25 protein-coding genes and 1 tRNA gene are annotated in these 26,410 nt (G+C 73.5%); 24 read left to right on the forward strand and 2 right to left on the reverse strand.

Annotation, left to right across the window (positions count from 1 at the left end):
• Positions 1 to 9 precede the first annotated feature (9 nt).
• From narH to AC24FB_RS00825, 5 genes are read left to right on the forward strand one after another with little or no spacing between them, the layout of a single operon-like run.
• Positions 10 to 1,644 carry a nitrate reductase subunit beta gene (gene narH / locus AC24FB_RS00805; protein ID WP_425715875.1) on the forward strand — a complete coding sequence of 545 codons (1,635 nt, stop codon included), beginning with the start codon at positions 10 to 12 and terminating at the stop codon, positions 1,642 to 1,644.
• Positions 1,644 to 2,552: a nitrate reductase molybdenum cofactor assembly chaperone gene (narJ, locus tag AC24FB_RS00810; RefSeq protein ID WP_425715876.1), complete on the forward strand. Its 909-nt coding sequence runs from the start codon at positions 1,644 to 1,646 to the stop codon at positions 2,550 to 2,552. Before narH ends, narJ begins: the two co-directional genes overlap by 1 nt.
• Positions 2,552 to 3,277: a respiratory nitrate reductase subunit gamma gene (narI, locus tag AC24FB_RS00815; protein WP_425715877.1), complete on the forward strand. Its 726-nt coding sequence runs from the start codon at positions 2,552 to 2,554 to the stop codon at positions 3,275 to 3,277. The genes narJ and narI overlap by 1 nt, the downstream gene beginning before the upstream one ends.
• Positions 3,277 to 4,197 carry an NTP transferase domain-containing protein gene (locus tag AC24FB_RS00820; RefSeq protein WP_425715878.1) on the forward strand — a complete coding sequence of 307 codons (921 nt, stop codon included), beginning with the start codon at positions 3,277 to 3,279 and terminating at the stop codon, positions 4,195 to 4,197. The genes narI and AC24FB_RS00820 overlap by 1 nt, the downstream gene beginning before the upstream one ends.
• A complete protein-coding gene (locus AC24FB_RS00825) occupies positions 4,194 to 5,519 on the forward strand; it encodes a molybdopterin molybdotransferase MoeA (protein WP_425715879.1) in 1,326 nt (441 codons plus the stop codon). Before AC24FB_RS00820 ends, AC24FB_RS00825 begins: the two co-directional genes overlap by 4 nt.
• A 24-nt stretch (positions 5,520 to 5,543) precedes the next feature.
• Here AC24FB_RS00825 and AC24FB_RS00830 read toward each other — a convergent pair whose 3' ends face one another.
• Entirely contained in the window at positions 5,544 to 7,367 is a 1,824-nt protein-coding gene (locus AC24FB_RS00830; RefSeq protein WP_425715880.1) for a glycoside hydrolase family 15 protein, read from the reverse strand.
• Positions 7,368 to 7,684: 317 nt separating this feature from the next.
• On the opposite strand from AC24FB_RS00830, the gene AC24FB_RS00835 reads away from it, so the two are divergent.
• The 4 genes from AC24FB_RS00835 to AC24FB_RS00850 all read left to right on the forward strand — a co-directional run bounded on the left by AC24FB_RS00835 (position 7,685) and on the right by AC24FB_RS00850 (position 9,609).
• Positions 7,685 to 8,236, forward strand: a complete 552-nt coding sequence (locus tag AC24FB_RS00835) for a hypothetical protein (RefSeq protein ID WP_425715881.1) — start codon at positions 7,685 to 7,687, stop codon at positions 8,234 to 8,236.
• A gap of 143 nt (positions 8,237 to 8,379) precedes the next feature.
• On the forward strand, positions 8,380 to 8,862 hold the full coding sequence (locus tag AC24FB_RS00840; RefSeq protein WP_425715882.1) for a hypothetical protein: 483 nt from the start codon (positions 8,380 to 8,382) through the stop codon (positions 8,860 to 8,862).
• Positions 8,855 to 9,073 carry a helix-turn-helix transcriptional regulator gene (locus AC24FB_RS00845; RefSeq protein ID WP_425715884.1) on the forward strand — a complete coding sequence of 73 codons (219 nt, stop codon included), beginning with the start codon at positions 8,855 to 8,857 and terminating at the stop codon, positions 9,071 to 9,073. Before AC24FB_RS00840 ends, AC24FB_RS00845 begins: the two co-directional genes overlap by 8 nt.
• Before the next feature lie 131 nt (positions 9,074 to 9,204).
• On the forward strand, positions 9,205 to 9,609 hold the full coding sequence (locus AC24FB_RS00850) for an antitoxin (protein ID WP_425715885.1): 405 nt from the start codon (positions 9,205 to 9,207) through the stop codon (positions 9,607 to 9,609).
• Positions 9,610 to 9,755: 146 nt separating this feature from the next.
• Here the strand turns inward: AC24FB_RS00850 and AC24FB_RS00855 are convergent.
• A tRNA-Leu gene (locus AC24FB_RS00855) sits at positions 9,756 to 9,840 on the reverse strand.
• Positions 9,841 to 10,493: 653 nt separating this feature from the next.
• Between AC24FB_RS00855 and AC24FB_RS00860 the strand changes: the two genes are divergently transcribed.
• The 15 genes from AC24FB_RS00860 (at position 10,494) to AC24FB_RS00930 (ending at position 26,393) form a co-directional block, all read left to right on the forward strand.
• Positions 10,494 to 11,561 (forward strand): IS110 family RNA-guided transposase, encoded by a 1,068-nt coding sequence (locus tag AC24FB_RS00860; RefSeq protein ID WP_425715765.1) that lies wholly within the window; start codon positions 10,494 to 10,496, stop codon positions 11,559 to 11,561.
• Between the two features lie 162 nt (positions 11,562 to 11,723).
• A complete protein-coding gene (locus tag AC24FB_RS00865) occupies positions 11,724 to 12,965 on the forward strand; it encodes a substrate-binding domain-containing protein (protein WP_425715766.1) in 1,242 nt (413 codons plus the stop codon).
• A gap of 79 nt (positions 12,966 to 13,044) precedes the next feature.
• A complete protein-coding gene (locus AC24FB_RS00870) occupies positions 13,045 to 13,857 on the forward strand; it encodes an ABC transporter ATP-binding protein (RefSeq protein WP_425715767.1) in 813 nt (270 codons plus the stop codon).
• Positions 13,854 to 14,627 carry an ABC transporter ATP-binding protein gene (locus tag AC24FB_RS00875; RefSeq protein ID WP_425715768.1) on the forward strand — a complete coding sequence of 258 codons (774 nt, stop codon included), beginning with the start codon at positions 13,854 to 13,856 and terminating at the stop codon, positions 14,625 to 14,627. Before AC24FB_RS00870 ends, AC24FB_RS00875 begins: the two co-directional genes overlap by 4 nt.
• Positions 14,624 to 15,499, forward strand: a complete 876-nt coding sequence (locus AC24FB_RS00880; protein WP_425715769.1) for a branched-chain amino acid ABC transporter permease — start codon at positions 14,624 to 14,626, stop codon at positions 15,497 to 15,499. The genes AC24FB_RS00875 and AC24FB_RS00880 overlap by 4 nt, the downstream gene beginning before the upstream one ends.
• Entirely contained in the window at positions 15,496 to 16,761 is a 1,266-nt protein-coding gene (locus AC24FB_RS00885) for a branched-chain amino acid ABC transporter permease (protein ID WP_425715770.1), read from the forward strand. Before AC24FB_RS00880 ends, AC24FB_RS00885 begins: the two co-directional genes overlap by 4 nt.
• On the forward strand, positions 16,761 to 18,404 hold the full coding sequence (locus tag AC24FB_RS00890; protein WP_425715771.1) for a class I adenylate-forming enzyme family protein: 1,644 nt from the start codon (positions 16,761 to 16,763) through the stop codon (positions 18,402 to 18,404). Before AC24FB_RS00885 ends, AC24FB_RS00890 begins: the two co-directional genes overlap by 1 nt.
• Positions 18,401 to 19,069, forward strand: coding sequence for a TetR/AcrR family transcriptional regulator (locus tag AC24FB_RS00895; RefSeq protein ID WP_425715772.1), 669 nt, complete (start codon positions 18,401 to 18,403; stop codon positions 19,067 to 19,069). Before AC24FB_RS00890 ends, AC24FB_RS00895 begins: the two co-directional genes overlap by 4 nt.
• Complete coding sequence (locus AC24FB_RS00900; protein ID WP_425715773.1) at positions 19,066 to 19,812, forward strand: 3-hydroxybutyrate dehydrogenase; 747 nt, start codon at positions 19,066 to 19,068, stop codon at positions 19,810 to 19,812. Before AC24FB_RS00895 ends, AC24FB_RS00900 begins: the two co-directional genes overlap by 4 nt.
• Entirely contained in the window at positions 19,809 to 20,711 is a 903-nt protein-coding gene (locus AC24FB_RS00905; protein WP_425715774.1) for an alpha/beta fold hydrolase, read from the forward strand. Before AC24FB_RS00900 ends, AC24FB_RS00905 begins: the two co-directional genes overlap by 4 nt.
• The gene (locus tag AC24FB_RS00910; RefSeq protein ID WP_425715775.1) at positions 20,708 to 21,760 is read left to right on the forward strand and encodes an alpha/beta fold hydrolase; all 1,053 of its coding nucleotides are present in this window, start codon (positions 20,708 to 20,710) and stop codon (positions 21,758 to 21,760) included. Before AC24FB_RS00905 ends, AC24FB_RS00910 begins: the two co-directional genes overlap by 4 nt.
• A gap of 940 nt (positions 21,761 to 22,700) precedes the next feature.
• Positions 22,701 to 23,756, forward strand: a complete 1,056-nt coding sequence (locus AC24FB_RS00915) for an ABC transporter ATP-binding protein (protein ID WP_425715776.1) — start codon at positions 22,701 to 22,703, stop codon at positions 23,754 to 23,756.
• Positions 23,753 to 24,517: an ABC transporter permease gene (locus AC24FB_RS00920; RefSeq protein WP_425715778.1), complete on the forward strand. Its 765-nt coding sequence runs from the start codon at positions 23,753 to 23,755 to the stop codon at positions 24,515 to 24,517. Before AC24FB_RS00915 ends, AC24FB_RS00920 begins: the two co-directional genes overlap by 4 nt.
• A complete protein-coding gene (locus AC24FB_RS00925; protein WP_425715780.1) occupies positions 24,514 to 25,791 on the forward strand; it encodes a sensor histidine kinase in 1,278 nt (425 codons plus the stop codon). The genes AC24FB_RS00920 and AC24FB_RS00925 overlap by 4 nt, the downstream gene beginning before the upstream one ends.
• Positions 25,788 to 26,393: a response regulator transcription factor gene (locus AC24FB_RS00930; protein WP_425715782.1), complete on the forward strand. Its 606-nt coding sequence runs from the start codon at positions 25,788 to 25,790 to the stop codon at positions 26,391 to 26,393. Before AC24FB_RS00925 ends, AC24FB_RS00930 begins: the two co-directional genes overlap by 4 nt.
• The last annotated feature ends 17 nt before the right edge of the window (positions 26,394 to 26,410 follow it).

The following is a 26,410-nucleotide window of genomic DNA, read 5'->3' on the forward strand; positions in this document are numbered from 1 at the left end:
AGATCCGACATGCGAGTGATGGCCCAGATGGCGATGGTCATGAACCTCGACAAGTGCATCGGCTGCCACACCTGCTCGGTCACGTGCAAGCAGGCGTGGACCAACCGGCAGGGCACCGAGTACATCTGGTTCAACAACGTCGAGACGCGGCCCGGCCAGGGCTACCCGCGCGGCTACGAGGACCAGGAGAAGTGGAAGGGCGGCTGGGAGGTCTCCGGCTCGGGCCGGCTGCGCCTCAAGGGCGGCGGGCGCGTGAGCAAGCTGTTGCGCATCTTCAACAACCCCAAGCTCCCCGGCATCGAGGACTACTACGAGCCGTGGACCTACGAGTACGACAACCTGCTCGCCTCGCCCCAGCAGCAGCACATCCCCACCGCTCCCCCGAAGTCGCTCATCACCGGTGAGCGGGTCCAGGTCCAGTGGTCGGGCAACTGGGACGACGACCTCGGCGGCACCTACGCGGCGGGCGACAAGGACCCGATGCTCAAGGGGCTCGAGGACAAGGTCAAGCTCGAGTTCGAGAACACCTTCATGTTCTACCTGCCCCGCATCTGCGAGCACTGCCTCAACCCCAGCTGCGCGGCGAGCTGCCCCTCGGGCGCGATCTACAAGCGCGAGGAGGACGGGATCGTCCTCGTCGACCAGGACCAGTGCCGCGGCTGGCGCATGTGCGTCTCGGGGTGCCCGTACAAGAAGATCTACTTCAACCACAAGACCGGCAAGGCCGAGAAGTGCACGTTCTGCTACCCCCGCATCGAGGCGGGCGAACCGACGGTGTGCTCCGAGACCTGCGTGGGACGGCTGCGCTACATCGGCCTCGTCCTCTACGACGCCGACCGCGTGACGGAAGCCGCGTCCGTGAAGGACGAGCACGCGCTGCTCGAGGCGCAGAAGGACGTCATCCTCGACCCGCACGACCCCGAGGTGCAGGACGCCGCCGAGAAGGCCGGCATCCCCTACGACTGGATCCAGGCGGCCGGGCGCTCCCCGGTGTGGCGGCTCATCAAGGAGTTCGAGGTCGCCCTCCCCCTGCACCCGGAGTACCGGACGATGCCGATGGTCTGGTACGTCCCGCCGCTGTCCCCGGTCGTCGACGTCGTCCAGGAGACCGGTGCCGACGCCGAGGACGCCGCCACGCTCTTCGCCGCGATCGACCAGATGCGGATCCCGGTGGAGTACCTCGCCAACCTCTTCACGGCGGGCGACGTCGTGCCCGTCCAGCGGGTGCTGGCCCGCATGGCCGCGATGCGCTCGTACATGCGGGACATCAACCTCGGCGGCGAGCCCGACGAGGAGATCGCCGAGGCGGTCGGCATGACCGGCGCGTCGATGCAGAAGATGTACCGGCTGCTCGCGATCGCCAAGTACGACGAGCGATACGTCATCCCCGTGGGCCACTCCGAGCAGGCGCACCAGCTCGAGGGGACCGGGACCGACTGCCCGCTCAACTCCGACGGCGGCCCCGGCATGATGCACCTGCCCGAGCAGGACATGGGCATGGCCGGCGTCTCGGCGGGCGGGCCGGCCGGCCCGATCAACACCCGCCCCGAGGAGCCCGGCCGCGTCAACCTTCTCAACTGGGACGGGAAGGGGATGCCGTCCGGCCTGTTCCCCTCGCGCCGCCCCGCCGCGGGGACCGCCTGATGGGTGCCCTCGCGCGGCTCGTCGAGCGCGCCTTCCCCGCGCTGGGCGGGCGGTCCGGACAGGCAGGGAACGGCCCGACGACGAACGGCGGTTCGTCGTCGAGGGCCGCCGGGAGCCCTGCCCGCGGCCCGTCGGCGCCCGGCCGTACCGCCGCCGGTGACCCGGTCGAGGAGACCCAGGCCGTGTGGGCCGCGGCGTCGTGGCTCGTGGACTACCCGGGCGACGAGCTGCTCGCCCGCCTGCCCGACCTGCGCCGGCTCGTCTCGCGGCTGCCGCAGCGGTTCGGGCCGATGCTCGACCCGGTGCTCGACGCGCTGTCGGCCACCGACGTCGAGGAGCTGCGCTCGACCTACGTCGACACGTTCGACACCCGCCGGCGCGGGTGCCTCCACCTCACCTACTTCAGCCACGGCGACACGCGGCGCCGGGGCCTCGCGCTCGTGCGGGTCAAGGACGCCTACCGCCGGGCCGGGCTCGTGGTCCGCGACGACGAGCTCCCGGACCACCTCACGCTCGTCCTCGAGCTCGGTGCGGGCCACGACGCGGCGGCGGCCGAGAAGATCCTGCTCGCCAACCGCGCGGGCCTCGAGCTCCTCCGGCTCCACCTCGAGGACATCGGCTCGCCGTGGCACGGCGCCGTCGAGGCCGTGTGCGCGACCCTGCCCGAGCTCGACGGCGAGGACCGTGCGGCGGTCCGCCGCCTCGTCGAGGAGGGGCCGGCGGAGGAGATGGTCGGCCTCGACGGCTACGGGGCCGAGCACGACATGCCGCCGCTCATGCACGGCGACGACACCTGCTCCGGGCACGACCACGGCCCGGTGCCCGCCGGCGTCGGTGCCGGCGCCGCCCCCGCGACCGGCCCGGGCGGGCACGAGCTCCTCCCCCTGACTCCCGTGAGGAACCGGTGATGAACGAGACGCTGCAGACCGTGCTGTGGGTGGTCGTGCCGTACGTCGCCCTGGCGGTGTTCGTGCTCGGCCACGTGTGGCGCTGGCGCTACGACCAGTTCGGGTGGACCACCCGGTCGAGCCAGATCTACGAGTCGAAGCTCCTGCGCATCGGGTCGCCGATGTTCCACTTCGGCATCATCGGCATCTTCTTCGGCCACGCCGTGGGACTGGGCATCCCCGCCTCGTGGACGGACGCGATCGGGCTGAGCGACCACGCCTACCACCTCATGGCGATCACCATCGGGCTCGCGGCGGCCGTCGCCTGCGTGGGAGGGCTGTTCCTGCTCATCTACCGGCGACGCACGAACCGGCGGGTCTTCGGCGCGACCACCGTGATGGACAAGGTGATGTACCTGCTCCTCACGGTGACGATCCTCGCCGGTGTGGCCGCGACGATCTTCGACTCCGCGCTCGGCGACTACGACTACCGGCAGGGTGTGTCGATCTGGTTCCGCCAGTTCTGGACGCTGCAGCCCGACGTCGAGCTGATGTCCGCCGCCCCGGTGCTGTTCCAGACCCACGTGTTCTCGGCCGTCCTGCTGTTCGCGCTGTGGCCGTTCACGCGGCTCGTCCACGTCTTCAGCGTGCCGCTCGGCTACCTCACCCGCCCCTACATCGTCTACCGCTCGAAGTCCGGCGCCGCCCCGCAGGGCCGCCGGGGCTGGGAGAAGGTGAACTTCTGATGCCGGCCGCGATCGTGCTCGCGGGCGGCGAGGGCCGGCGCCTCGGGGGTGTCTCGAAGCCGGACGTCACCGTGGGCGGGCGCCGCATGCTCGACCTCGTGCTCGACGCCCTCGCCGGGGCGCACCCACGGGTGGTGGTCGCGTCCGACGCGGTCGAGGTACCGGCAGGCGTGCTGCGCACCCTCGAGGACCCGCCGCTCGGAGGGCCGGCCGCGGGGATCGCCGCCGGCCTGCGCGCGCTCGACGGCGGGGCGAACCGCACTCTCGGCAACGAAGGCTCGGCGACGCCCGACACGGCTCCCAACCGCACTCTCGACGACGAGGTGCTGGTCCTCGCGTGCGACCTGCCCGGGGCCGCGGCGGTCGTGGCCACGCTCGAGGCAGCGGGGCCGTTGCCCGACGGCGTCGACGGCGTGGTCCTCGAGCGACCCGACGGCCGCCGGGAGTGGCTCGCCCTGCGCGCCCGTACGGCGTCGCTGCGCCGGGCGGTGACCGAGCTCGGCTTCCCCCATGACAGGTCGGTGCGCGACCTGCTCGCCCCCCTCGTGCTCGCCGGCGTCCCTGCCCCGGGGGCACAGGCCGACGACGTCGACACCCCCGCGGACCGTCGCACGTGGGAGCGTCGCGCGCGCGGGTCCGGCCGTCCGCCGGTGACCGAGCAGGAGGACTGGGACACGCACCTGCGTCCGTGGCTCGAGGCGGCATGCCGCGAGCTCGGCCTATCCACCGCCGGGGAGGCCCCGCTCGTCGACCCGGCCGGCGACGTCGACACCGTCCACGTGCTGACCGGCGAGGTCGCCGAGGGCGTCCAACGCTCGATGGCCCCGGTCTCCTCCTACCTCGTCGGGATCGCGGTGGGGCGGGGCGCCGCCCTGCCCGACGCGATCGACGCCGTCCGGCGCACCCTGGAGCGGTCGTGAGCACCTCGACGTGGGGGCGGGCCAAGGTCGCCGAGCAGGACCACGACCACGACGCGTGCGGGTCGGGCCCCGCGGTCCCGGTGGAGCAGCACCTCGATCTCCTCCTCCGCCTCGGCCGCGACGCCGTCGCCGCCCGCGGACCCGTCGCGGCGGAGCACGTCTCCCTCGCGGACGCGCCGGGCCGGGTCCTCGCGGGCGAGGTGGCCGCCGTCGTCGCCGTGCCGCCCTTCACCGCGTCGGCGATGGACGGCTTCGCGGTGCGCACGTCCGACGTCGACCTGCTGCCGGACGGCGCGCTCGAGCTCGTCGTCGCCGGGGACCTTCCCGCCGGCTCCGGCCCGGCCGTGCTGCCGCCGGGAACGGCGATGCGGATCATGACCGGGGCGGCGCTGCCGGCGGGCGCGGACGCCGTGGTCCCGGTCGAGTGCACCGACCACCGCGCGGGTGCCGGGCCGGCGCCGGCCCGGGTCCGTCTCGACGTCCGGCCGGGCGCCTGGGCGCACGTGCGCCCCGCCGCCGAGGACGCCCGGGTCGGGGACGTCGTGCTGCCGGCGGGCGAGCGCGTGACCCCCGCCCACGTCGCTGCCGCCGCGTCGGTCGGCCACGCGACCCTCGCCGTCGTGCCCCGCCCGCGGGTCCTCGTCGTCGCCACCGGGGACGAGCTGGCCGAGCCCGGCACGCCACCCGGACCGGGCGAGGTCCCCGACTCGGGCGGGCCGCTGCTCGCCGCGCTCGTCGCGCAGGCCGGCGGGATCCCCACCCTCGCGCGCTGCGCCGACGACGTATCGGCGCTCCGTGCCCTCCTCGCCGGCGCGCACGCCGATCTCGTGCTCACTGCCGGCGGGGTGTCGCAGGGCGCCTACGAGGTGGTCCGGGAGGCACTGGGGGACGACCTCGTGCTCGAGGACGTCGCCATGCAGCCCGGCCGCCCGCAGGGCGCGGGCGCGGTCGAGGTCGGTGGCCGCGCGGTGCCGCTCGTCGCGCTGCCCGGCAACCCCGTGAGCTCGTTCGTCGGGTTCCACGTGCTCGTGCGCCCCCTGCTCGCGCTGCTCGCGGGCACCGAGGCCCCCACGCGCACGCTGCCGGTCGTGGCGGGCCGAGCGTGGCGGGCCCGCGCGGGTCGACGCCAGTACACGCCGGTCGCGCTGCGCCGCACGGGCGACGAGCTCGTCGCCGAGCCACCGCACCCGCTCGGCGCCGGCTCGCACCTCGTGGCGAGCCTCGCCCGCGCGGAGGCCCTGGCGATCGTTCCGGCGGAGGTCGACGGGGTACGCGCGGGTGACCGACTCGAGGCGCTCCCGGTCCGCGACTGGACCGCCTGAGCCGCCCGAGCCGCCCGCGCGAGCTCAGTAGTCGTCGGCGTCGTCGCTCTCGCGCGGGGTCGCGGGTGCCCGGGGCGTGAGCGCGTCGGCCGCGCGCACGAGCCCGAGGTGGCTGAACGCCTGCGGGTAGTTGCCGGCGAGGCGCCCCGCGCTCGTGTCGTACTCCTCGGCGAGCAGCCCGAGGTCGGACGAGACCGCCACGAGGGCGTCCATCGTGCGCCGCGCGTCGCCCACACGCCCGGAGCGGGCGTACTGCTCGACCAGCCAGAACGAGCAGATGAGGAACGGGTACTCGTCGCCCTCGAGACCGTCGAGTCCGGAGGCCGTGCGGTAGCGGTGGAGGAAGCCGTGCTCGTCGAGCAGGTCGGCCTCGATGCGCGCCACCGTCGAGAGCATCATCGGGTCGTCGTAGGCGACGAACCCGATGTGCGCGAGCTGGAGCAGCGACGCGTCGACCTCGCGCGAGCCGTAGGTCTGGGTGAACGAGCCGATCTCGGCGTTCCAGCCGTGGGCCAGGATCTCCTCGCGCATGAGGTCACGGCGCTCGCGCCACGTCTCGACGTCGCCGTCGAGCCCGTACCGCTCGACCGCGCGGACGCCCCGGTCGAACGCCGCCCACATCATGGCCCGGCCGTGCGTGAAGAACGCGGGCTCGCCGCGCATCTCCCAGATGCCGTGGTCCTTGTCGTCCTTCCGCTCCCACGCGTAGTCGAGCAGCGCGCGCTGGAGCCCCCAGGAGAACTCGGTCTCCTCCAGCCCGGCCTCACGCGCGAGCTCGAGGGCCACCATGACCTCCCCGACGACGTCGGCCTGGAACTGGTGGGCCGCCCCGTTGCCGATCCGGACGGGGCGGGACCCCTCGTAACCCTCGAGGTGCGTGAGCTCCAGCTCGGGCAGGTGCCGCGAGCCGTCGAGCCCGTACATGATCCGCAGGTCGTGCGGGTCGCCGGCCATGGCACGCAGGAGCCAGGTGCGCCAGGCGCGGGCGCCGGTGACGAAGCCGTGGCTGAGCAGGGCCTCGATCGTCAGCGCGGAGTCGCGCAGCCACACGAACCGGTAGTCCCAGTTGCGCTCGCCGCCGAACTCCTCCGGAAGCGAGGTGGTCGGGGCCGCGACGATGCCGCCGGTGAGCCGCTCGGTGAGCGCGCGCAGGACGAGCAGGGACCGGCGCACCTCGGCGGCGTAGGGGCCGCTCGCGTCGATCCGCCGCGCCCACGCCCGCCAGTAGGCGATCGTGGCGACCGGGGTGAGGGTCTCGGGCCGCGGCTGGGCGTCAGGCAGGTAGGACGGCGACCAGGACAGGACCCAGGTGAGCGTCTCGCCCTCGCTCATCGCGAAGGTGCCTCGGCACGAGCCGTTGACCTGGGCGAGCGACGGCCCGCGCAGGGCGAGCGAGTCGGGGCCGGCGATCGCGTGGATCTCGGAGGCGCCGTCGACCTCCACGGTCTGGAGCCAGGGGGTCGCCGCGCCGTAGTCGAAGCGGAGCCTGAGGTCGTGCTCGACCTCGACGTGCCCGGACGTGCAGGTCACGGAGCGCACGAGGTCCGCCGTCGGGGCGGCGGGGTCCTCGTCGATCGGCAGGAAGTCCGTGACGGTGAGCGTGCCGGTCGGCGTGGTCCAGTGGGACTCGAGCACGAACGTGTCCTCGACGTACTCGCGCGAGTCGAGCTCGCCGCCCGGCGGGAAGAGCCGCCACCGGCCGTCGCCCGGCGTCCCGAGGATCGCGGTGAACACCGCGGAGGAGTCGAAGCGGGGGAAGCAGAGCCAGTCGATGCTCCCGTCCCGAGACACGAGAGCGGCCGTGCGCTGGTCGGACAGCAGGGCGTAGTGCTCGAGCGGAGTGCTCACGGGTCAGGCCTTCTGGGTCGGGGGCGTGTCGGGCTGATCGACGGGAGTGTCCTCGTCAGCGTGTCGCGGCTACGGCCACGACCTGCACCGGGACCGGAGCGGGAGCGGACCGGCGGCACGGCGATCGTCCAGGCTAGCCGCATGCCCGGGTGCGCGGCGCAGGACGGGGCCCGCGCGTCGGGCGGTTCGGTCGATGAGGTCACGATTCGGCGACCGCCGGTCACCGGTGCGCCACGACTCGCCCGATGTCGCCGACCGGAGGCCACCATGGAGGGCGCCGCCGGGACCCGCCGTGCGGGTCAGGACCGGAGGACGCCGTGCGACGACTCGCCCCCTCGTTCGCCGCCGTGGTCGGCGCGATGATGCTCGCCGGCTGCTGGTCCGCACCGGTCACGGACGGGACCGCGCCTCCGGACGAGTCGCCCTCCGCCGGGGCCCCCTCCGACGGCTCGGCGACGGACGGCTCGGCGTCCGACGGCTCGCCATCGGAAGGGACCGGGTCCGACGGCGCAGATGCCCTCGACCGGGACACCTTCGCCGTTCCCACCTGGGCGCACTCGCCGGGACAGATGGTGATGGAGGCGCTCATCATCGGCGACCTCGTCGCGTCGCCGGAGGGATGCCCGGTGATGACGGGCGAGCACGGCTACGACGGGGACGGGACAGGGATCATGCTCCCCAACGCCGTCGGGCGTCGGACCGAGGACGGCCTCGTGGTCGAGTACGAGATGGAGGGCGAGCACCACGTGGCCCGGCTCGACGGCAGCGAGCAGAGCTTCGGCGGCGGGGGCGGCACCCCGGAGAACGAGGCCGAGTGGGAGCGGGTGTGCCCGCACACTCCTGTCAGCGACATCTGGCAGGGGTACTGACCGGCGTGGGATCGCTCACGCACGGAGACATCAGCCCACCGGCCTTCTCGACCAACCGTCCACGCTCTTGTCCGCCACACGCGACATGATGTACATTCTGTTTGTCATTCTGTTGAATGCGCTGGACACGAGGAGCTGGGGCCATGTCCTACCGGAGCAAGCGGTCGATCGCCTACATCGTCGGCGTCGTCGCACTCGTCGCGGCCTACGTCGTCGTCGCGCTGGGACGGAGCGGGACGGGCGCCGACCTACGGTCGTGGGCCACACTCATGCTGATCTTCGCCGGCCTGTGGGTGGTGGTCCTCGTCGTCGTGCAGATGGTCTTCCACGTCGGGCTCGCCGTGGGGGTCGCCGCCACGGAGGCCCGCGAGGACACGTCGCAGGTCGAACGCATCATGCGCGCATCGATGGCGGACGACGAGCAGAACTCGCTCATCGAGCTGCGCGCGGGGAGGGTCGACGCGATCGTCGTCGGGCTCGGACTTGTCGTCGCGCTTGCCGCGATGGCGCTCGGGGCGTCCGCAGTGGCTGGGCTGCACGTCCAGCTGGCGGCGGTCGCGGTCGGCTCTCTCGCCGAGAACGTGTGGACGATCGTGGCCCACGAGGGCGGGGGCGCTCGTGGCTGAGCGGCTGCGCATCACGAACAACATCCGGCGCCTGCGATTCTTCGCCGACGAGATGACGCAGCTCGAGCTCGCCGAGCGGATCGGCGCCTCTCGGCAGACGATCGTCAACCTCGAGGCGGGGAAGTACTCGCCGTCGCTCGAGCTGGCCTTCCGGATCGCCGACGCGTTCGGCGTGCCGATCGGCGAGGTGTTCGCGCACGAGCCGGCCTGAGCACCGCGGCGCCCGGCCGGATCGCCGCGAGCGGGCGTCATCCGTCAGACTGTCTCCCCGACCGTCGACCGGCCCCGCGGACGCGGCGCCAGGTCGAGGAGCACGCAGGACACGACGACGAGGAGACCGGCATGGGGCTCGACAAGTACCTCAACAAGGCCAAGGACGCGCTGCGGGGCGAGCAGGGCGAGCAGCTGCTCGACAAGGTCGAGGGGGCGGCGCGCAAGGCCACCGGCGGCAAGCACGACGGCATCATCGACAAGGCGCGCGATGCCGCCGGGAACGCCCTCGGGCACGACGGCGACGCGCAGGACGCGGCGGCCGACCGCGCGCCGGAGGGCGGCGACCGCGACCGGGAGGCAGGCGACCGCGCGCCGGACTCCCCCGGCGCCGGCACCTCAGGCGGCGCCGCGGCGGGCGGTTCCGAGGCCGGTGGTTCCGGGGCCGGTGGTTCCGGGGCCGGCACGGATGCGACTGGCACCGACTCCGGGACTGCGGAGACGCGCACCCAGACGGAGCCCGGGACCCGCAGCTGAGCGGCCGTCGGGGTCGACCAGGGCCCGGGACCCGCAGCTGACCGGCCGTCGGGGTCGACCAGGGCCGACAGTCGGCGGCCGACCGGCCCTGACGCGCGAACCGACGAGAACGGCCGGCCCCCTCGAAGGGGGCCGGCCGCATTCTGTGTCCGGAGGGGGACTTGAACCCCCACGCCCTAATACGGGCACTAGCACCTCAAGCTAGCGCGTCTGCCATTCCGCCACCCGGACAGGGTGTCTGTTCGGCTTCCGGAAGGCTCCCGGTCACCTGAACAACGACGGAAACTCTAACACGCAGCCCCCGCCGTTCCGACGCCCGATCGACCTCCTCGAACGTGAGTCGCGGCACGCTCCGGCGAGGTGCCCGACGAGCTACCAGGCGAGCCGCGGCGGCCGTCGCGCGACAAGTCGCGATGTCGACGGACCTGAGCCGCACTCTCGACCAATGCGTGGCGACCTCGGCAGCCCCCCGCCGCACGGCCGACCGATCCACGCCGCACGCTCGGCAGTTCGCCGCCTCTCACCCGCACGCTCGACCAGTCCCCCGCTCCCAACCGCAATCTCGGTGAGCACCAACCGCTGTGAGTGTGGGGGTGGCTGGTCTGGGACTGGCTGGCAGGGTGGTGGCTGGTCGTTCCGCTCGTGGGTGTGACTCGGCGAACCGCAGACCCCTTGTTGGGGGTGTCTGGAGATTGATCTGTCCGCCCATGGGTGGGGTGGCCGGCACCGTCCTGGCCCATCTCGGAGACCTGATCAGAAGGTTGTCCGCCACTGGTGTGGCGTGACTCGTCACAGTGTTGTCCCGAGGTGACTCCTACCCAGAACGGCACCGGCCACCAGCGACCAGACCATCCACTCATTGGTAGGAAGGACACCAGGCCGCTATGGCTATCGTCGCGCACTCCCATCCGTTCGTCATCGGGGTCGACACCCACGCCCAGACCCATTCGTTGGCGGTGCTGGCCGCCCGCGGCGAGCTGATCGATTCTGCCCAGTTCCCGACCACGCCTGCGGGCATGGCCCGCGCGATCGCCTGGGCCGCTCGCCGCACCGGGGCCGATATGGCCGCGTTGTGGGTCATCGAGGGCGCCGCGTCCTACGGCGCGACCCTGGCCGGCGTTGTCCAGGACGCCGGCTATCAGGTCGTGGAGGCCGCGCGGATGAACCCGCGCGGGAACCGGGGCGTGGGTAAGTCCGATGCCCTGGATGCCTACCGCATCGCGGCCGCCGTCCTCCCGCTTCAGGTCAGCCGGCTGCGGCACCTCCGCGCCGCTAGTGGGGTCCGGGCCGCGCTGCGGGTCCTGCTCACCGCCCGCGAGCAGATGAACAGCGAACGTACCGCGGCCACGAACGCGCTGACCGCGCTGCTGCGCGTCAGCGACCTGGGTATCGATGCGCGCCGGGCCCCGGGCAAGAAGGTGATCGCCATGATCAGCCGGTGGCGCGAGCGCGATGAGGACATCGCCACCGCGACCGCCCGCAGCGAGGCCGTCCGCCTGGCCGCCCAGATCCTGGCCCTGGACGTCGAGCTCGCCACGAACAAGAAGCGCATCACCGTTCTGGTCAAGTCCAGCCTGGCCGCGCCGCTGCTCGAGATGCATGGTGTCGGGCCGATCACCGCGGCCGTGTCACTGACCGTGTTCTCCCACCCGGGCCGGTTGCGTTCCGAGGCCGCGTTCGCGGCCCTGGCCGGGGTCAGCCCGATCCCGGCCTCCTCGGGCAACACCGTGCGACACCGCCTCAACCGCGGGGGCGACCGGCAACTCAACCGCGTCCTGCATACCGCGGTCGTGACCCGGATGAGTCACGACCCCGAGACCCGCGCCTACGTCGAACGCCGCGCCGGCGAGCACCGCACCAAGGCCGAGATCCGCCGCTGCCTCAAGCGCTACCTCGCCCGCCGCATCTACCGCACCCTCAACAGCACCCCCGAACCCACCATGGCCGCTTGACGAAACATAGAAGGATCAATCTCGACGAGAGGGGCGGTCGGCGGGTCGGGCTTGACACGCGGGCTCGCCGTCCGCACCATACTGACACCTGAATCACTCGTCAGGTTCTGCGGTCGGACAGCCCCCGTCGGTCCGCACCTCTCCACCAACGAAGGCGGAATCATGCGAGTAGGCACGAAGATCCTGGCCCTGGCTGCGGGCGTCGCGACCGCGACCGCTCTCGCCGCGTGCGCCCCCAGCGAGGACGACGCCGAGGCGGACGGCGGTTCCGAGTCCGGCGGCGAGTCGGGATCCGGCGGCGGCGAGGCCACGGGCGACCCCGTCCCCGTCGCGCTCATCACCTCGACCACCGGCCCCCTGGCCGCCTACGGCGAGGCGTTCGTCGACGGCTTCGAGGCCGGCCTCGACTACGCCACCGACGGCACCGGCGTCGCGGGCGGCCACGAGATCGAGGTCGAGATCCTCGACGACGCCGGCGTGGTCGACACCGCGCTCGGTCACACCCGCGACGTCATCGGCGCGGGCACGCAGATCATCACCGGCACGGCGTCGTCGGGCATCGCCCTCGCGCTCGCCGAGCAGGCCGAGCAGAACCAGATCCTCTACGTCTCCGGCCCTGCCGCGGCGGACCCCGTCACCGGCATCAACGAGTACACCTTCCGCTCGGGCCGCCAGTCGCTGCAGGACGTGGCCACGGCCGGCCAGTTCACGGACGTCGACGGCCAGACCGTGGTCGTCCTCGCGCAGGACAACGCGTTCGGACAGGGCAACGTCGCCGCCGTCGCGGCCGTGCTCGGCGAGCAGGGCGCAGAGGTCGTGCCCGTGCTCGTGCCCGAGGACGTCACCGAGTTCACGCCGTTCACCACGCAGATCCAGGGCGAGGAGCCGAACATGGTGTTCGTCGCCTGGGCGGGCGCCACCTCCGGCGCCATGTGGCAGTCGCTCTCGCAGCAGGGCGTCCTCGAGTCGACCACGGTCGTCACCGGACTCGGCGACGTCTCGACCTACAACGCCTTCGGCGACGGCTCGGGCGAGATCGACTTCCTCAACCACTACTTCGCGGGCGCCGGCGGCAACGACATCGAGGCCGCGATGATCGAGCACGTCGAGGCGGCCGGCGGCACCGTCGACCTCTTCACGCCGGACGGCTTCACGGCCGCCCAGATGATCGTCCAGGCCATCGAGGAGGGCGCGGCCGACGACGTCGACGCGATGGTCTCCGCCCTCGAAGGCTGGGAGTTCGAGGGCCCGAAGGGCGACTACTCGATCCGCCCGGAGGACCACGCGCTGCTGCAGCCGATGTTCCACGCCCACCTGGTCGACCAGGACGGCGAATGGGTCCCCGAGCTCGTCGACACGATCTCCGCCGAGGACGCGGCCCCGCCCGTGGCCGAGGGTTCCTGACCGACCGCGTCGGGGGCGGCGCAGCACAGCGCGCCGCCCCCGTCCCGCGCCCTCCCCGTACCCGCCAGAGAGGCAGCCGATGAGCACCCCCACGGACTCCGGTCCGGACACCGATCCGTACGCTGCACCGACCACACCGGACGACGTCGCCCTGCGCGTGGCCGGCCTCTACTTCCAGGTCGGCGGCGCGAAGATCCTCACGGACATCGACCTCGACGTCCCGCGCGGCCAGATGCTCGGGGTCATCGGCCCCAACGGCGCCGGCAAGACCACGCTGTTCAACATGATCTCGGGGATCCACCGGCCCACCGCGGGCCGGATCCTGCTCGACGGCACGGACATCACCCGCGCCCGCGTCCACACCCGCGCCCGGGCCGGGATCGGCCGGACCTTCCAGACCTCGAGCCTGTTCCCCGCGCTCACCGCACTGGAGAACGTGCGCCTCGCGGCCCAGACCTCGATGGGCGGCGGCCTGTCGGTGCTGCGCTTCCCCACCCGGAACGACGCCGCCGCCAAGGTCGCGCTCGACCGCCTCGACGAGGTCGACCTCGGGCACCGCTCGGCGGTCACCGCCGGCGGCCTGTCCCACGGCGACAAGCGCAAGCTCGAGATCGCCGTGCTCCTCGCGATGGAGCCGAAGGTCATCCTGCTCGACGAGCCGATGGCCGGCGTCTCCCGCTCCGACGTCCCCTCGCTGGTGGAGGTCATCCGACGGCTGCACCGCACCCGCTCGACCACGGTCCTCATGGTCGAGCACCACGTCGACGTCGTCATGGGCCTCGTCGACCGCGTCGCGGTCCTCCACCAGGGCTCGGTGCTCGCCGTCGACGAACCGGAGACGATCATGAACGACCCCCGCGTGAAGTCCGCCTACCTCGGAGGTGCCGCATGAGCGCGGTCCTCACGGTCGAGAAGCTGCGCGCCCACATCGGTGGCCAGCAGGTCGTCGAGTCCGTCTCCTTCGAGGTGCCCGCCACCGGCGTGACGGCGGTCCTCGGCCGCAACGGCGTCGGCAAGACCTCGACGATCAAGGCGGTCATGGGCCTCATCGAGCGCACCGGCACCGTGACGTTCGCCGGGGAGCGGATCGACCGGCTGCACACGCACGCCATCGTGCGGCGCGGCATCGGCTACGTCCCCGAGGACCGCGAGGTCTTCGGCACCCTGACCGTCGCCGAGAACCTGCGCCTCGCCGAGCGCGACGGCGGCAACCCCGAGCGCCGCGAGCTCGTCGACGAGCTGTTCCCCGACCTCGTGGCCCGTGCCGGCCAGCGCGCCGGCACGCTCTCGGGCGGCCAGCAGCAGATGGTCTCCCTCGCCCGCGCCCTGCTCAACGACAACCGCCTCCTCCTCGTCGACGAGCCGACCAAGGGCCTCGCCCCGCGGATCGTCAACGAGGTGGCGGACGCCCTGGCGATCGCCGCGCAGACCGTCCCGGTCCTGCTGGTCGAGCAGAACCTGCCCGTCATCGAGCAGCTCGCCACGGACGCGATCGTCATCGACGCCGGGCACGTCGTCCACACCGGCCCCGCCGCCGAGCTCCTCGCGGACCCAGACGCCGTCTCCCGCCTCCTCGGGGTCGGCTCGCACGAGCAGCCCGCCACCGCCGGCGCCGGAGCAGGCGCCGGCGCCACCCACGACCGGGCGGAGGCCCCCCGATGAGCACCCTCGTCCTCCTGCTGTTCACGGGCCTCGGCCTGGGGGCGCTGTACTTCCTCGCCGCCTCGGGGCTCTCCCTCATCTACGGCCTCATGGGCGTGCTCAACTTCGCCCACGGCGCGTTCCTCTCCCTCTCGGGCCTCGTCGGCTGGGAGGTCGCCAAGATCGTCGGCGCGGGCACGTGGGGCGGCTTCCTCGTCTCCCTGCTCGCGGGCGTCCTCGTCGGCGCCGTGTTCGCCACGCTCACCGAGCTCCTGCTCATCCGGCCCCTGTACAACCGCCACATCGAGCAGGTCCTCGTCACCGTCGGCCTCGGACTCGGCGGGATCGCCCTCTTCGAGGGCATCTGGGGCTCGAACGCCGACTTCTCGCTCACCTCGCCCGCGTGGATGACCCGCACGACGTCGATCCTCGGCGCGAACGTCCCGAACTCGATGTTCGTCTTCATCGTGGCCGCGGGCCTCGTCCTCGCGGCCCTCGCCCTGTTCCTGCGCTACACCCGGTACGGGCTCATCATCCGCGCCGGCGTCGAGAACCGGTCGATGGTCACGGCGCTCGGCATCGACGTGCGCCGCTCGTTCACCCTGATGTTCGCGATCGGCGGCGCCGCGGCCGGGCTCGGCGGCGTCCTCGCCTCGCACTTCTACCAGTACACGTCCGCGCACCTGGGCCAGACGATGCTCATCTTCGCCTTCATCGTCACCGTCATCGGTGGCATGGGCTCGCTCCTGGGCGCGGCGATCGCCGCCGTCCTCGTCGGGGTGCTCCAGCAGCTGGCCAACGCCTACCTCGGCGTGGGCGACCTCGTCGCGGTGCTGCTGCTCGCCGTGGTGCTTCTCGTCCGACCGGCCGGCCTCATGGGGAGGACCGCATGACCACCGATCCCACCGCCACCGGCGGCACCACCGGAGCCACCGCGGCCACCACCACCCGCGACCGCGGCGAGGACGCGTCCGCCACGACCGGACCGGCGACAGCGCCCACGACCGGCCCCGACGGCGCCACCCGCTCCGGCGCCACCGCCGCCACGCCCACCAGCGTCCCGCCGCGCACCGGCGTGCGCCGTAGTTGGGTGGCGCCCGCGGTCGTCGGGGTCGTCCTCGTCGTCTTCGCCGGCCTGCTGCCGCTGCTCAACATCAGCGTCCCCGGCGTCCTGCCCGGGCCGACCTACCTCCCCGGCGCCCTCGGCCTGCTCGCGCTGTGCTTCCTCTACGCCGCGCTCGCGCTGAGCTACCACCTCGTCTACGGGGTGGCGGGCATGCTGAGCTTCGGCCACGCCCTCTACTTCGGCGCCGGCGCCTACGGGCTCGCCCTGCTGCTCAAGTACGAGATCGACTTCGCCGTGGCCATCGTCCTCGTCGTCCTCGGCGTCGCGGTCCTCGCCCACGTCGTCGGCGCGGTCTCGCTGCGCGTGGCCGGCGTGTCCTTCGCGATGGTCACCCTCGCGTTCGCCCAGGCCGGCAACGTCGCGGTGCGTCGCGGCTCCGCGATCACCGGCGGCGAGGAGGGCCTGCGCCTCGAGACCGCCGACGTGCCCGACCTGCTCGTCGGGGTGCTCAACACCAAGCACATGTTCTGGCTGGCGCTGGCGATCCTCGTCCTCGTCTACGTGGTCGTCACGTGGTTCCAGTCCTCACGCGCCGGCCACGTCGTCGAGGCCACCCGCGAGAACGAGACCCGCGTGCGCGTCATGGGCCAGGGCCCCTACCCGATCCGCGTCCTCACCTTCGGCCTTGCCGGCGTGCTCGCCGCGATCGTCGGCATGGCGTACGTGCTCCTGCAGTCCACGGCGACCCCGCACACCACGAGCGCGGACATGACGATCTCGGTCCTCATCATGGTGGTGCTCGGCGGCGTCGGGTCCCGCTGGGGCGCGATCACGGGCGCCATCGTCTACACGCTGCTCGTCAGCCGGCTCTCGACCCTCGCGGCCACGGAGTCGATCCAGTCCCTCCCGGCCTGGCTCGAGATCCCGCTGTCCGAGCCGAACTTCATCCTCGGGGCGCTGTTCATCCTCGTCGTCCTGTTCACCCCCGGCGGCATCGCGGGCGGTCTCACGCGCCTGTGGGCCCGCCTGACGGGTCGCCGCACCGGCGGCGCACGCGCCTCCCGCGCCCGGCTGGAGGACGTGGCCTGATGCCCACCCGCCCGCTCGACCACACGCGCGCACCCGCGCCCGGCGGACACACCGTCGGCCGCTGGGTGAGCGCCTCGGCGCGCCTCGCGCCGGGGCGCATCGCGGTGGACGAGCGGGGCCGGCTGCTGACGTACCGCGAGCTCGACGACCGCTCGAGCGCCCTGGCCGAGGCGCTGCGGGCGGCCGGCTACCGGCGGGGCGACCGGGTCGCCACGCTCACCCGCAGCTCGACCGACCACGTCGTCGCGTTCTTCGCCTGCGCGAAGGCCGCCCTCGTCCTCGCGCCGCTGTCCTGGCGGCTCGCCGGCGCGGAGCTCGCCGACCTCGTCGCGCACTGCCGGCCGGCCCTCCTCCTCGCCTCCGCCGAGCTCGAGGGGGCGGCGCGGGCCGCGGCCTCGGCCTCCCCGACTCCCCCGCCGCTCGCGCTGCTGGGACCGGACGGCGTCGAGTCCGCCGTCCCGGCGCGGGGAGCCTCGGTCGGTCCGGCCGGCGCGGACGCTCCCACGCCCGACGACGACGAACCCCGCACGCCCGACGACGAACCCCCCGGCGCGTCCGTCCCCGCCGACGAGGACCCCGTCCTGCTGCTGTACACCTCGGGCTCGACGGGCCGCCCGCGCGGCGTGCTGCTCACCCACGCCAACTGCTACTGGACGAACGCGTCCCTCGGCGACGCCACCGGCATGACCAGCCAGGACGTCGTGCTGGGGATCATGCCGCAGTTCCACTCCGGCGGCTGGAACGTGCAGCCCCTGCTCGCCTGGCGCACGGGCGCCACCGTCGTCCTCGAGCCCGACTTCGACCCCGGCGCCGTCATCGACCTGCTCAGTCGCCGCCGCGTGACGACGATGATGGGCGTCCCGGCGCACTACCGGATGCTCGCCGAGCACCCCGACTTCGCCTCGGCCGACCTCCACGGGCTCACCCATGCGATCGTCGGCGGCGCCCCGATGCCGCACGACCTGCTCGCCGTCTGGCAGTCGAGGGGCGTGCGCGTGTTCCAGGGCTACGGGCTGACCGAGGCCGCGCCGAACGTGCTCGTGCTGCCCGCCGAGGAGGCGGGCGACCACGTCGGGTCCGTCGGGCGCCCCTACGCCCACGTCGAGGTCGCGCTGCTCACCGGCGGCGAGGTCCACCACGGCGCCGGGACCGGGGAGCTGCTCGTGCGCGGCCCCGCCGTGTTCGCCGGCTACGCGGACGACCCCGAGGCGACCCGGGCGGCGTTCCACGACGGCTGGCTGCGCACCGGCGACCTCGCCGAGCGCGACGACGCCGGGTACGTGCGGATCGTCGACCGCCGCTCGGCCATGTACATCACGGGCGGGGAGAACGTCTCCCCCGCCCAGGTCGAGTCCGTCCTGCGCGCGCACCCGGGGATCGCGGACGTCGCCGTCGTCGGGGTCCCGGACACCGACTGGGGCGAGGTCGGGCACGCTGTCGTCGTCGCCCGTCCCGGCGCGGACCTCGACGCACGGTCCGTGGTCGCGCACGCCCGGGAGAGCCTCGCGGCGTACAAGTGCCCGAGGTACGTGACGTTCGTCGACGAGCTGCCCCGCATCACGCTGCTCAAGGTCGACCGCGCACGACTTCCCCTGCCGTCCGGCGACCCGGTCGGCCCCCGAGAGACGAGGAGCGACGCATGAGCACCCGCCCGACCACCGCCCGCGGCACGCGCACCCGGGCCGCGATCCTCGCCGCGGCGACGGACGTGTTCGCCGAGCACGGTTTCCACGACGCCTCCGTCGCACGCATCACCGACCGCGCGGGCGTGGGCCAGGGGACGTTCTACCTCTACTTCGACACCAAGCTCGCGGTGTTCGAGGAGGTGGTGCGCGACCTCAACTCGCGCGTGCGCCGCGCGATGTTCACCGCGTCCTCCGAGCACACCGACCGCATCGCCGCCGAGCGCGCCGGGTTCGCCGCGTTCTTCCGGTTCACCGCGGAGAACCCGGCCCTCTACCGGATCATGCGGCAGGCCGAGTTCGTCGCCTCGGACGTCCTCCACATGCACTACGAGACCATCGCCCGCGGCTACACGACCGGGCTGCGCGCCGCCCAGGAGGCCGGCGAGGTCGCCGAGGACCTCGACCCGGAGGCCGTGGCCTGGGCCCTCATGGGGGTCGGCGAGCTCGTCGGCATGCGCTGGGTGATGTGGGAGCGCGAGACCACCTCCGACGACGAGGAGCGGTCCGTCGAGCACGGGCTGCCCGAGAAGATCTTCGACTCGACCATGGCCATGGTCGAGCGCGGGCTCCGGCCTCCCGCCGGGCCCGGCACCACCCCCGACACGCAAGGAGACACCCCGTGAGCAGCATCAACGGCAAGCGCGCAGTGGTCACCGGCGGTGGCTCCGGCATCGGTGCCGCGGTCGCCCGCCGCCTCGCCTCCGACGGCGCGACCGTCGTCGTCGCCGACCGGGACGAGGCCGCCGCCGAGCGGGTCGCCGGCGAGATCGGGGGCGAGAGCTGGGTCGTCGACCTCGACGACACGCGCGCCCTCGACGACCTCTCGCTCGAGGCGGACATCCTCGTCAACAACGCGGGCATCCAGGTGGTCCGGCCCATCCACGAGTTCGACCCCGAGGCGTTCCGCCGCATCCAGCGGATCATGCTCGAGGCGCCCTTCCTCCTCGTCCGCGCCGCGCTGCCGCACATGTACGCCGCCGGCTGGGGCCGGATCGTCAACCTCTCCTCCGTCCACGGGCTCGTCGCCTCCCCGTTCAAGAGCGCCTACGTCACCGCCAAGCACGGGCTCGAGGGCCTGAGCAAGGTGACCGCGCTCGAGGGCGCCGAGCACGGCGTGACGTCGGTGTGCGTGAACCCGGGCTACGTGCGCACCGCGCTGGTGGAGAAGCAGATCGCCGACCAGGCCGCCACGCACGGCATCGGCGAGGACGAGGTGCTCGAAAAGGTCCTGCTCAAGGAGGCGGCGGTCAAGCGGCTCGTCGAGCCCGAGGAGGTCGCCTCGCTCGTGTCGTGGATCGTCGGCGCGGACGGCTCGATGGCCACCGGCGCCTCGTTCGTGCTCGACGGCGGGTGGCACGCGAAGTGAGCCGCAGCCCCGTCCGCAGCGACGTCGCCGTCACCGGCGGCGCGCTCGCGGTCCACACGTGGGAGGCGCCGTCGAAAGCCCCCACCGTCGTCGCCGTCCACGGCGTCACGTCCTCGCACGCCGCCTGGGCGTGGCTCGCCGACGCCCTGCCGGACGTACGGGTGGTCGCCCCCGACCTGCGCGGACGGGGACGCTCCTCGGGCCTCGGTGGCCCCTACGGGATGGCCGCGCACACCGACGATCTCGCCGCCGTGCTGCGGGGGCTCGACGACGGGCCGCACCTCGTCGTGGGCCACTCGATGGGCGCCTTCGTCTCGCTCGTCCTCGCCCACCGGCACCCCGACCTCGTGGCGGAGCTCGTCCTCGTCGACGGCGGTCTCCCGCTGCGGGCGCCGGAGGGGATCGATCCCCAGGACGCGATGGACGCCACGCTCGGGCCGGCGGCCGACCGGCTGCGCGCCACGTTCGCCGACCGCGCCGGGTACCGCGACTTCTGGCGGGACCACCCGGCCTTTGCCGGGGTCGAGGACGAGCGGTTCGACGCCTACACCGACCACGACCTCGAGCCGACGCCGGACGGGCGTCTGCGGCCGGCGACCGCGGTCGAGGCGCTGCACGCGGACCAGGTCGAGCTCGTGGGCGGGACCTCGGTGCGCGAGGCCCTCGACGCGCTCGACCCCGCCGCGCGCCCGACGACCTTCGTCCACGCCCCGCGCGGGCTGCTCGACGCCGAGCCGCTCTACACCGCGGACGAGGTCCACCGCTGGTCCGCGGAGCTGCCGGGCGTCCACGTGGTGTGGAGCCTGGACACCAACCACTACACGGTCGTCATGTCCGACCGGGGTGCGACGGACCTCGCCGAGATCCTCCGCCCCGCCCTCGAGGGAGCCCTGCGATGACGATCCACGAGCACGACGTCGGTACGGCGCGGATCCGCGTCCACGTCCGCGACACCGACCCCGAGGGGGCGTCGGAGCACCTGCCCGTGCTGATGGTCCACGGCAACTGTTCGTCGTCGGCGTTCTTCCACCACCTGCTCGGCGCCCTGCCGGGCGGGCGCCGCGGCATCGCCCCGGACCTGCGCGGCTACGGGGACACCGAACCGGCACCGATCGACGCCACGCGCGGGATGCGCGACTTCTCCGACGACCTCGTGGCGCTGCTCGACGCGCTCGGGATCGGCCAGGTCGACGTCGTCGCCCACTCCGCCGGCGCCGGCGTGGTCATGCAGCTCGCCGTCGACCACCCGGGACGCGTGGGTCGCATGCTGCTCGAGGCCCCCGCCTCGCCCTACGGCTTCGGGGGCACGAAGGACGTCGCGGGCACGCCGCACTGGCCCGACTTCGCGGGGTCCGGCGGCGGCACCGCGAACCCGGACTTCGCCGCCGCGATCGCCGCCGGCGACCGGTCGACCGACACCCCCGTCTCCCCGCTCAGCGTGTTCCGCCAGACCTACGTGGCCGCAGGCGCACAGGTCGAGGACGAGGACCTCCTCCTGGACTCCGTGCTGTCCACGCGGATCGGCGAGGACCACTACCCCGGCGACACGACGACGTCGGAGAACTGGCCCGGCGTCGCGCCCGGCACCGCGGGCATGAACAACGCCCTCTCGCCGAGGTACTACGACCTCTCGACGTTCGCCGACGTGCGGGGCGTGGGGCCGGTGGCCTGGGTCCGCGGGGACGCCGACGTCATCGTCTCCGACACGTCCCTGCTGGAGTTCGGGCACCTCGGCAGCCTCGGCGCGGTCCCCGGCTGGCCCGGCCCGGAGGTCTACCCCGCCCAGCCGATGGTCGGCCAGACCCGGGCCGTGCTCGACGCGTTCGCGTCGAACGGCGGCAGCTACGAGGAGATCGTGCTGCCCGGGATCGGCCACAGCCCCCACCTGGAGGACCCGGAGCGGTTCCGCGCGATCCTCGCCGACCTGCTCGACCGGCCCGCCGCCTGACCGGCGCTCGCCCGACCGTAGGATCGGGGCATGCCCACCCCCGCGACGACGCCACCGGTGCGCGCCCGCGCGCTCCGGGCGCTCTGAGCCGTGCTGCCCGAGGAGATCGAGGCGCTGCGGGACGCCGACGGTCGGCGCGCGCGCCGGAACTGAATCGTCGTCGCCGTCCTCACGGTGCTGCTCGCCCTCGTCCCGATCGGCGTCTACGCGGCGGCCACCGGCAGCCTCGACCACCTGCTCGGCCGGAGCCAGGAGGTCACCGCGCGGGTGGAGCAGGTGACGACCGACGGCAGCTGCCGGGGGCGGTCGACCGACCGCCTCGACGTGACCGTGAGCTGGACGGTCGACGGCGTTCCCGGTCGCGACTCCTACTCCCGGTGCGACGACCCGCTCGCCGTGGGCGACCCCGTCCAGGTCTGGGTGGCACCCGACGGGAGCATGTCGCCCGACTCCCCAACCTCGATCCGGGTCGGTCTCGTGCTCGGCAGCGTCGCTCTGGCGCTGGCCGCCGCCGGGAGCGGTGCACTGACCATCGTCATGACCCGGAGGTGGCAACGGCGGCTGCTCGGCGCGCCGACCACGCCGCTCGGCCCACCCGTCCGCGTCCGGGTGAGGTCCGCGGGGCGCGGTCGGGCGCGCATGCACCTCGTCGATCCCGCGCCCGGGGTACCCGACCCGAGGCCGGGCGTCTCGCCGGTGGTCCGTTTCCGCGCCGGGCACGGGCCTCGACCGGCGCCACGGTGTCCTCGTCCGCGACGACGACCGCCTCTGGATCGAGCTCCGCGCCCGCGGGCCGAAGGACCGGTGATCCCAGCCCCGTCGGGACGACGCCGCAGCTCCCGGCACCGCGTCCCCCGACCGCCCCGACTGACAGGTGTCACACGGACCTCGTGACACGACCCCATGGTGGGAGCACGCGCGGTCCGGCGATGCTCGGGCCATGACCACACCTGGGACCGCCGTACCACCGGCCGTCGAGCTCGTCGGGCTGCGCAAGACCTTCGGATCGGGAGCCTCGACCGTCCGCGCCGTCGACGGGCTCGACCTGACGATCAGCCCCGGAGAGGTCGTCGCCTTCCTCGGCCCCAACGGCGCCGGCAAGACGACGACCCTCGACATCGTGCTCGGCCTGACCGAGGCGAGCGCCGGCTCCGCCACGGTGTTCGGGCGCTCCCCGCGCGAGGCCGTCGCCGCCGGCCGGGTCTCGGCGGTCCTCCAGTCCGGCGGCCTGCTGCGCGACCTCACGGTCCGCGAGACGGTCACGCTCATCGCCTCGACGTTCCCCACCCACGAGCCGGTCGACGACGTCATGGCGCGCGCCGGCATCGAGGGCATCGCGGGGCGACGGATCTCGAAGTGCTCGGGCGGCGAGCAGCAGCGGGTCCGGTTCGCGCTCGCACTCCTGCCCGACCCCGACCTCATCGTCCTCGACGAGCCGACCGCGGGCATGGACGTCTCCGCGCGACGCGAGTTCTGGGCCACCATGCACGCCGACGCCGACGCCGGCCGCACGATCGTGTTCGCCACCCACTACCTCGAGGAGGCCGACGCGTTCGCCGACCGCATCGTCATGGTCGCGCGCGGTCGGGTGGTGGCGGACGGCTCGACCGAGGAGATCCGGGCACGGGCGACCGGCCGGACGGTGAGCGCCGCCGTCGACCCGGCCCGCCTCGAGGCCGTGGCCGGGGACCTGCGGAAGCGGCCCGGCGTGCGCACCGTGACGACGTCCGGCAGCCGGCTGAGCGTCGCCGCGGCCGACTCCGACGCGGTCGCGCGCCTCCTGCTCACCGAGCTCGGCGGATCGGAGCTCGAGATCACGGCGGGCTCGCTCGAGAGCGCGTTCGTCGCGATCACCGGCGACGACGTCGCTGCGGCCGACGAGATCGACGACCTGTTCTCTCCCACCGGAACGACGAGCACGACGACGGCGCACACCGGCGCCTCCACCGACCCCGCCCCAGGGACCGCCACCACCTCGATCGGAGCGACCCGATGAACGCGACATACTTCCGGATCGAGATGACGCGGCTGAGCCGCGACGTGACGACGCTCTTCTTCGTCGGCATCCTGCCCGCCCTGCTCTACGTCATCTTCGGGGCGGTCCAGTCCTACGGGGAGGTCGAGCTCGCCCACGGCAACGTGGCGATGACCGTGATGATCGCGATGGCCGCCTACGGCGCCGTCACCGCCACGACCTCGCTCGGCGGCATGGCGGCGGTCGAGCGCATGCAGGGCTGGGGCCGCCAGCTCGGGCTCACACCGATGACCGACGCAGGGTTCGTCGCGGTCAAGGCCTCGGTCGCACTGGTGGTGGCGCTCGTCCCCGTCGCCCTCATCTACCTCCTCGGTGCGCTGACCGGCGCGTCGGGCGACCCCACGGCATGGGCGCTGTCCGCCGTGGTCATCGTCGTCGGGGCCGTGACGTTCGCGTTCTTCGGACTCGCCGTCGGCCAGATCTTCCGCAGCGAGGGATCGGTGGGCGCCGCGTCGGGCATGCTCGTCGTCGTCGCGTTCCTCGGCAACGTCTTCTTCCCGCTGTCCGGGATCATGCTGCAGATCGCGAAGTTCACCCCGATGTACGGCTACGTCGCCCTGGCCCGCCGCCCGGTCACCGACGGGGTTCCCCTGCAGACCGGGATCGGCGACCCTGGCCCCGCGGAGCCGCTCTGGGTCCCGGTGGTTAACCTCCTCGTGTGGACGATCGTGTTCGCCGCCCTGGCGGTGTGGAGCGTGCGCCGCGGACGGTCGCGGCAGTGACCGACGACCCGTTCGCGCGGTCCGGGACGGCGACCGCCCCGGGCCGCGGCCGCACGCCCGAGGCCGACGGCGCGGTGACGCCGGATCCCTCCGCCCGGCCGCACAGCGACGCCGGCACACGAGCCGCACCCGACGCCGGTGCGTCGACGGTCGCCGGAGGGCCGACCGACGCCGGCGCCGGTCCCTCGCGGGCCGTCGCCGCCTCCGGTGACCCGTGGGACCGGATCGGCTGGCTCATGGCCGCCATCTGGCTCGTCTTCCTCGCCTTCCCGATCGGGGCCCTTCTCGTGGAGGGCCACGCACCCTGGGTACAGGTGGCCGGCCTGGTGCTCATCGTCGCGTTCGCGCTGGTCTACGTCCACGCGTTCCGGAACCTGCCCGAGCGGGCCGGCCCGGAGCGCGTGCGGCACGGCCTCGTCCACCTCGCGATCCTCGTCGGGATCGGTGCCCTCGTGGCGATCCCGCTCGGCGTGGACGCGATCGCGATGGCGACCTACGTCGTCGCCCTCGTCACCTTCACGCTGCCGCCACTGGTCGCGTGGACCCTGACCGCCGTGACCATCAGCGCCGCGATGGTCGTGCCGTGGTTCTTCGGCGCGGCCGACGACGCCCCGTGGTGGCTCTACGGCCCGATCATCCTGCTCGTCGCGGTCGCGTGCTCGATCCCCGTGGCGCTCGACGAGCGCTCCGCACGCCAGCACGAGCTCGAGGCCGAGCTGGCGCTGACCGAGGAGCGCGACCGCGTGGCGCGCGACGTCCACGACGTCCTCGGCCACTCGCTCACCGTCATCACCGTGAAGTCCGAGCTCGCCGAGCGGCTCGTCGACCGGGACCCGGTGCGCGCGAAGGAGGAGATCGCCCAGGTGCGGTCCCTCTCCCGGCAGGCGCTGGCCGAGATCCGGGCGACGGTCGCGGGCCTGCGCGTCGCGCGGCTCACCGACGAGCTCGACGCGGCCGCGGTCGCCCTGTCCGGTGCCGGCATCGCCGCCGACCTCCCCGACGACCCGGACGTCGTCGACCCGAGGCACCGCATCACCATGGCGTGGGCGCTGCGGGAGGCCGTCACCAACGTCGTGCGGCACTCGGGGGCGGCCACGTGCACGGTGCGCTGGAGCGACTCCGGACTGACGGTCGACGACGACGGAAGAGGCGTCTCCGGGCGCGAGGGCAACGGCCTGCGGGGCCTGCGCGAGCGCGTCCGCCAGGCCGGCGGCACCGTCGAGGTAGGCGCCGGTCCGGACGGGGCCGGCACGAGACTGGAGGTCCACCTGTGATCCGGGTGCTGCTCGCCGACGACCAGGCGCTCGTCCGCGGCGCTCTCGCCGCCCTGCTCGACCTCGAGACCGACATCGAGGTGGTCGCCCAGGTCGGCCGCGGTGACGAGGTGGTCGACGCCGCCCGTGCCGCCGACGTCGACGTGTGCCTGCTCGACATCGAGATGCCGGGCCTCGACGGGATCGAGACCGCCAGGGAGCTCGCCGCCGGCCTGCCGGGCACCCGGTCGCTCGTGGTGACGACGTTCGGCCGGCCCGGCTACCTGCGCCGGGCGCTCGAGGCCGGGGCCAGCGGCTTCGTCGTCAAGGACACGCCGGCGGGCGAGCTCGCCGAGGCCGTGCGCCGCGTGCACGCCGGGCTTCGAGTGGTCGACCCCTCGCTCGCGTCGGAGTCGCTCGCCGCCGGGGCGAACCCGCTGACCGAGCGGGAGCGGGACGTCCTGCGGGCCGCGCTCGACGGCTCCCCGGTCGCCGAGATCGCCGCGTCCGTCCACCTCTCCCCCGGGACGGTGCGCAACTACCTCTCGAGCGCGATCGGGAAGACGTCGACGTCGACGCGCGCCCAGGCCGCGCAGGTCGCCCGCGAGCACGGCTGGCTATAGCGAACGGATCCGTGGCC

The organism is Georgenia sp. Z1344, assembly GCF_057652375.1.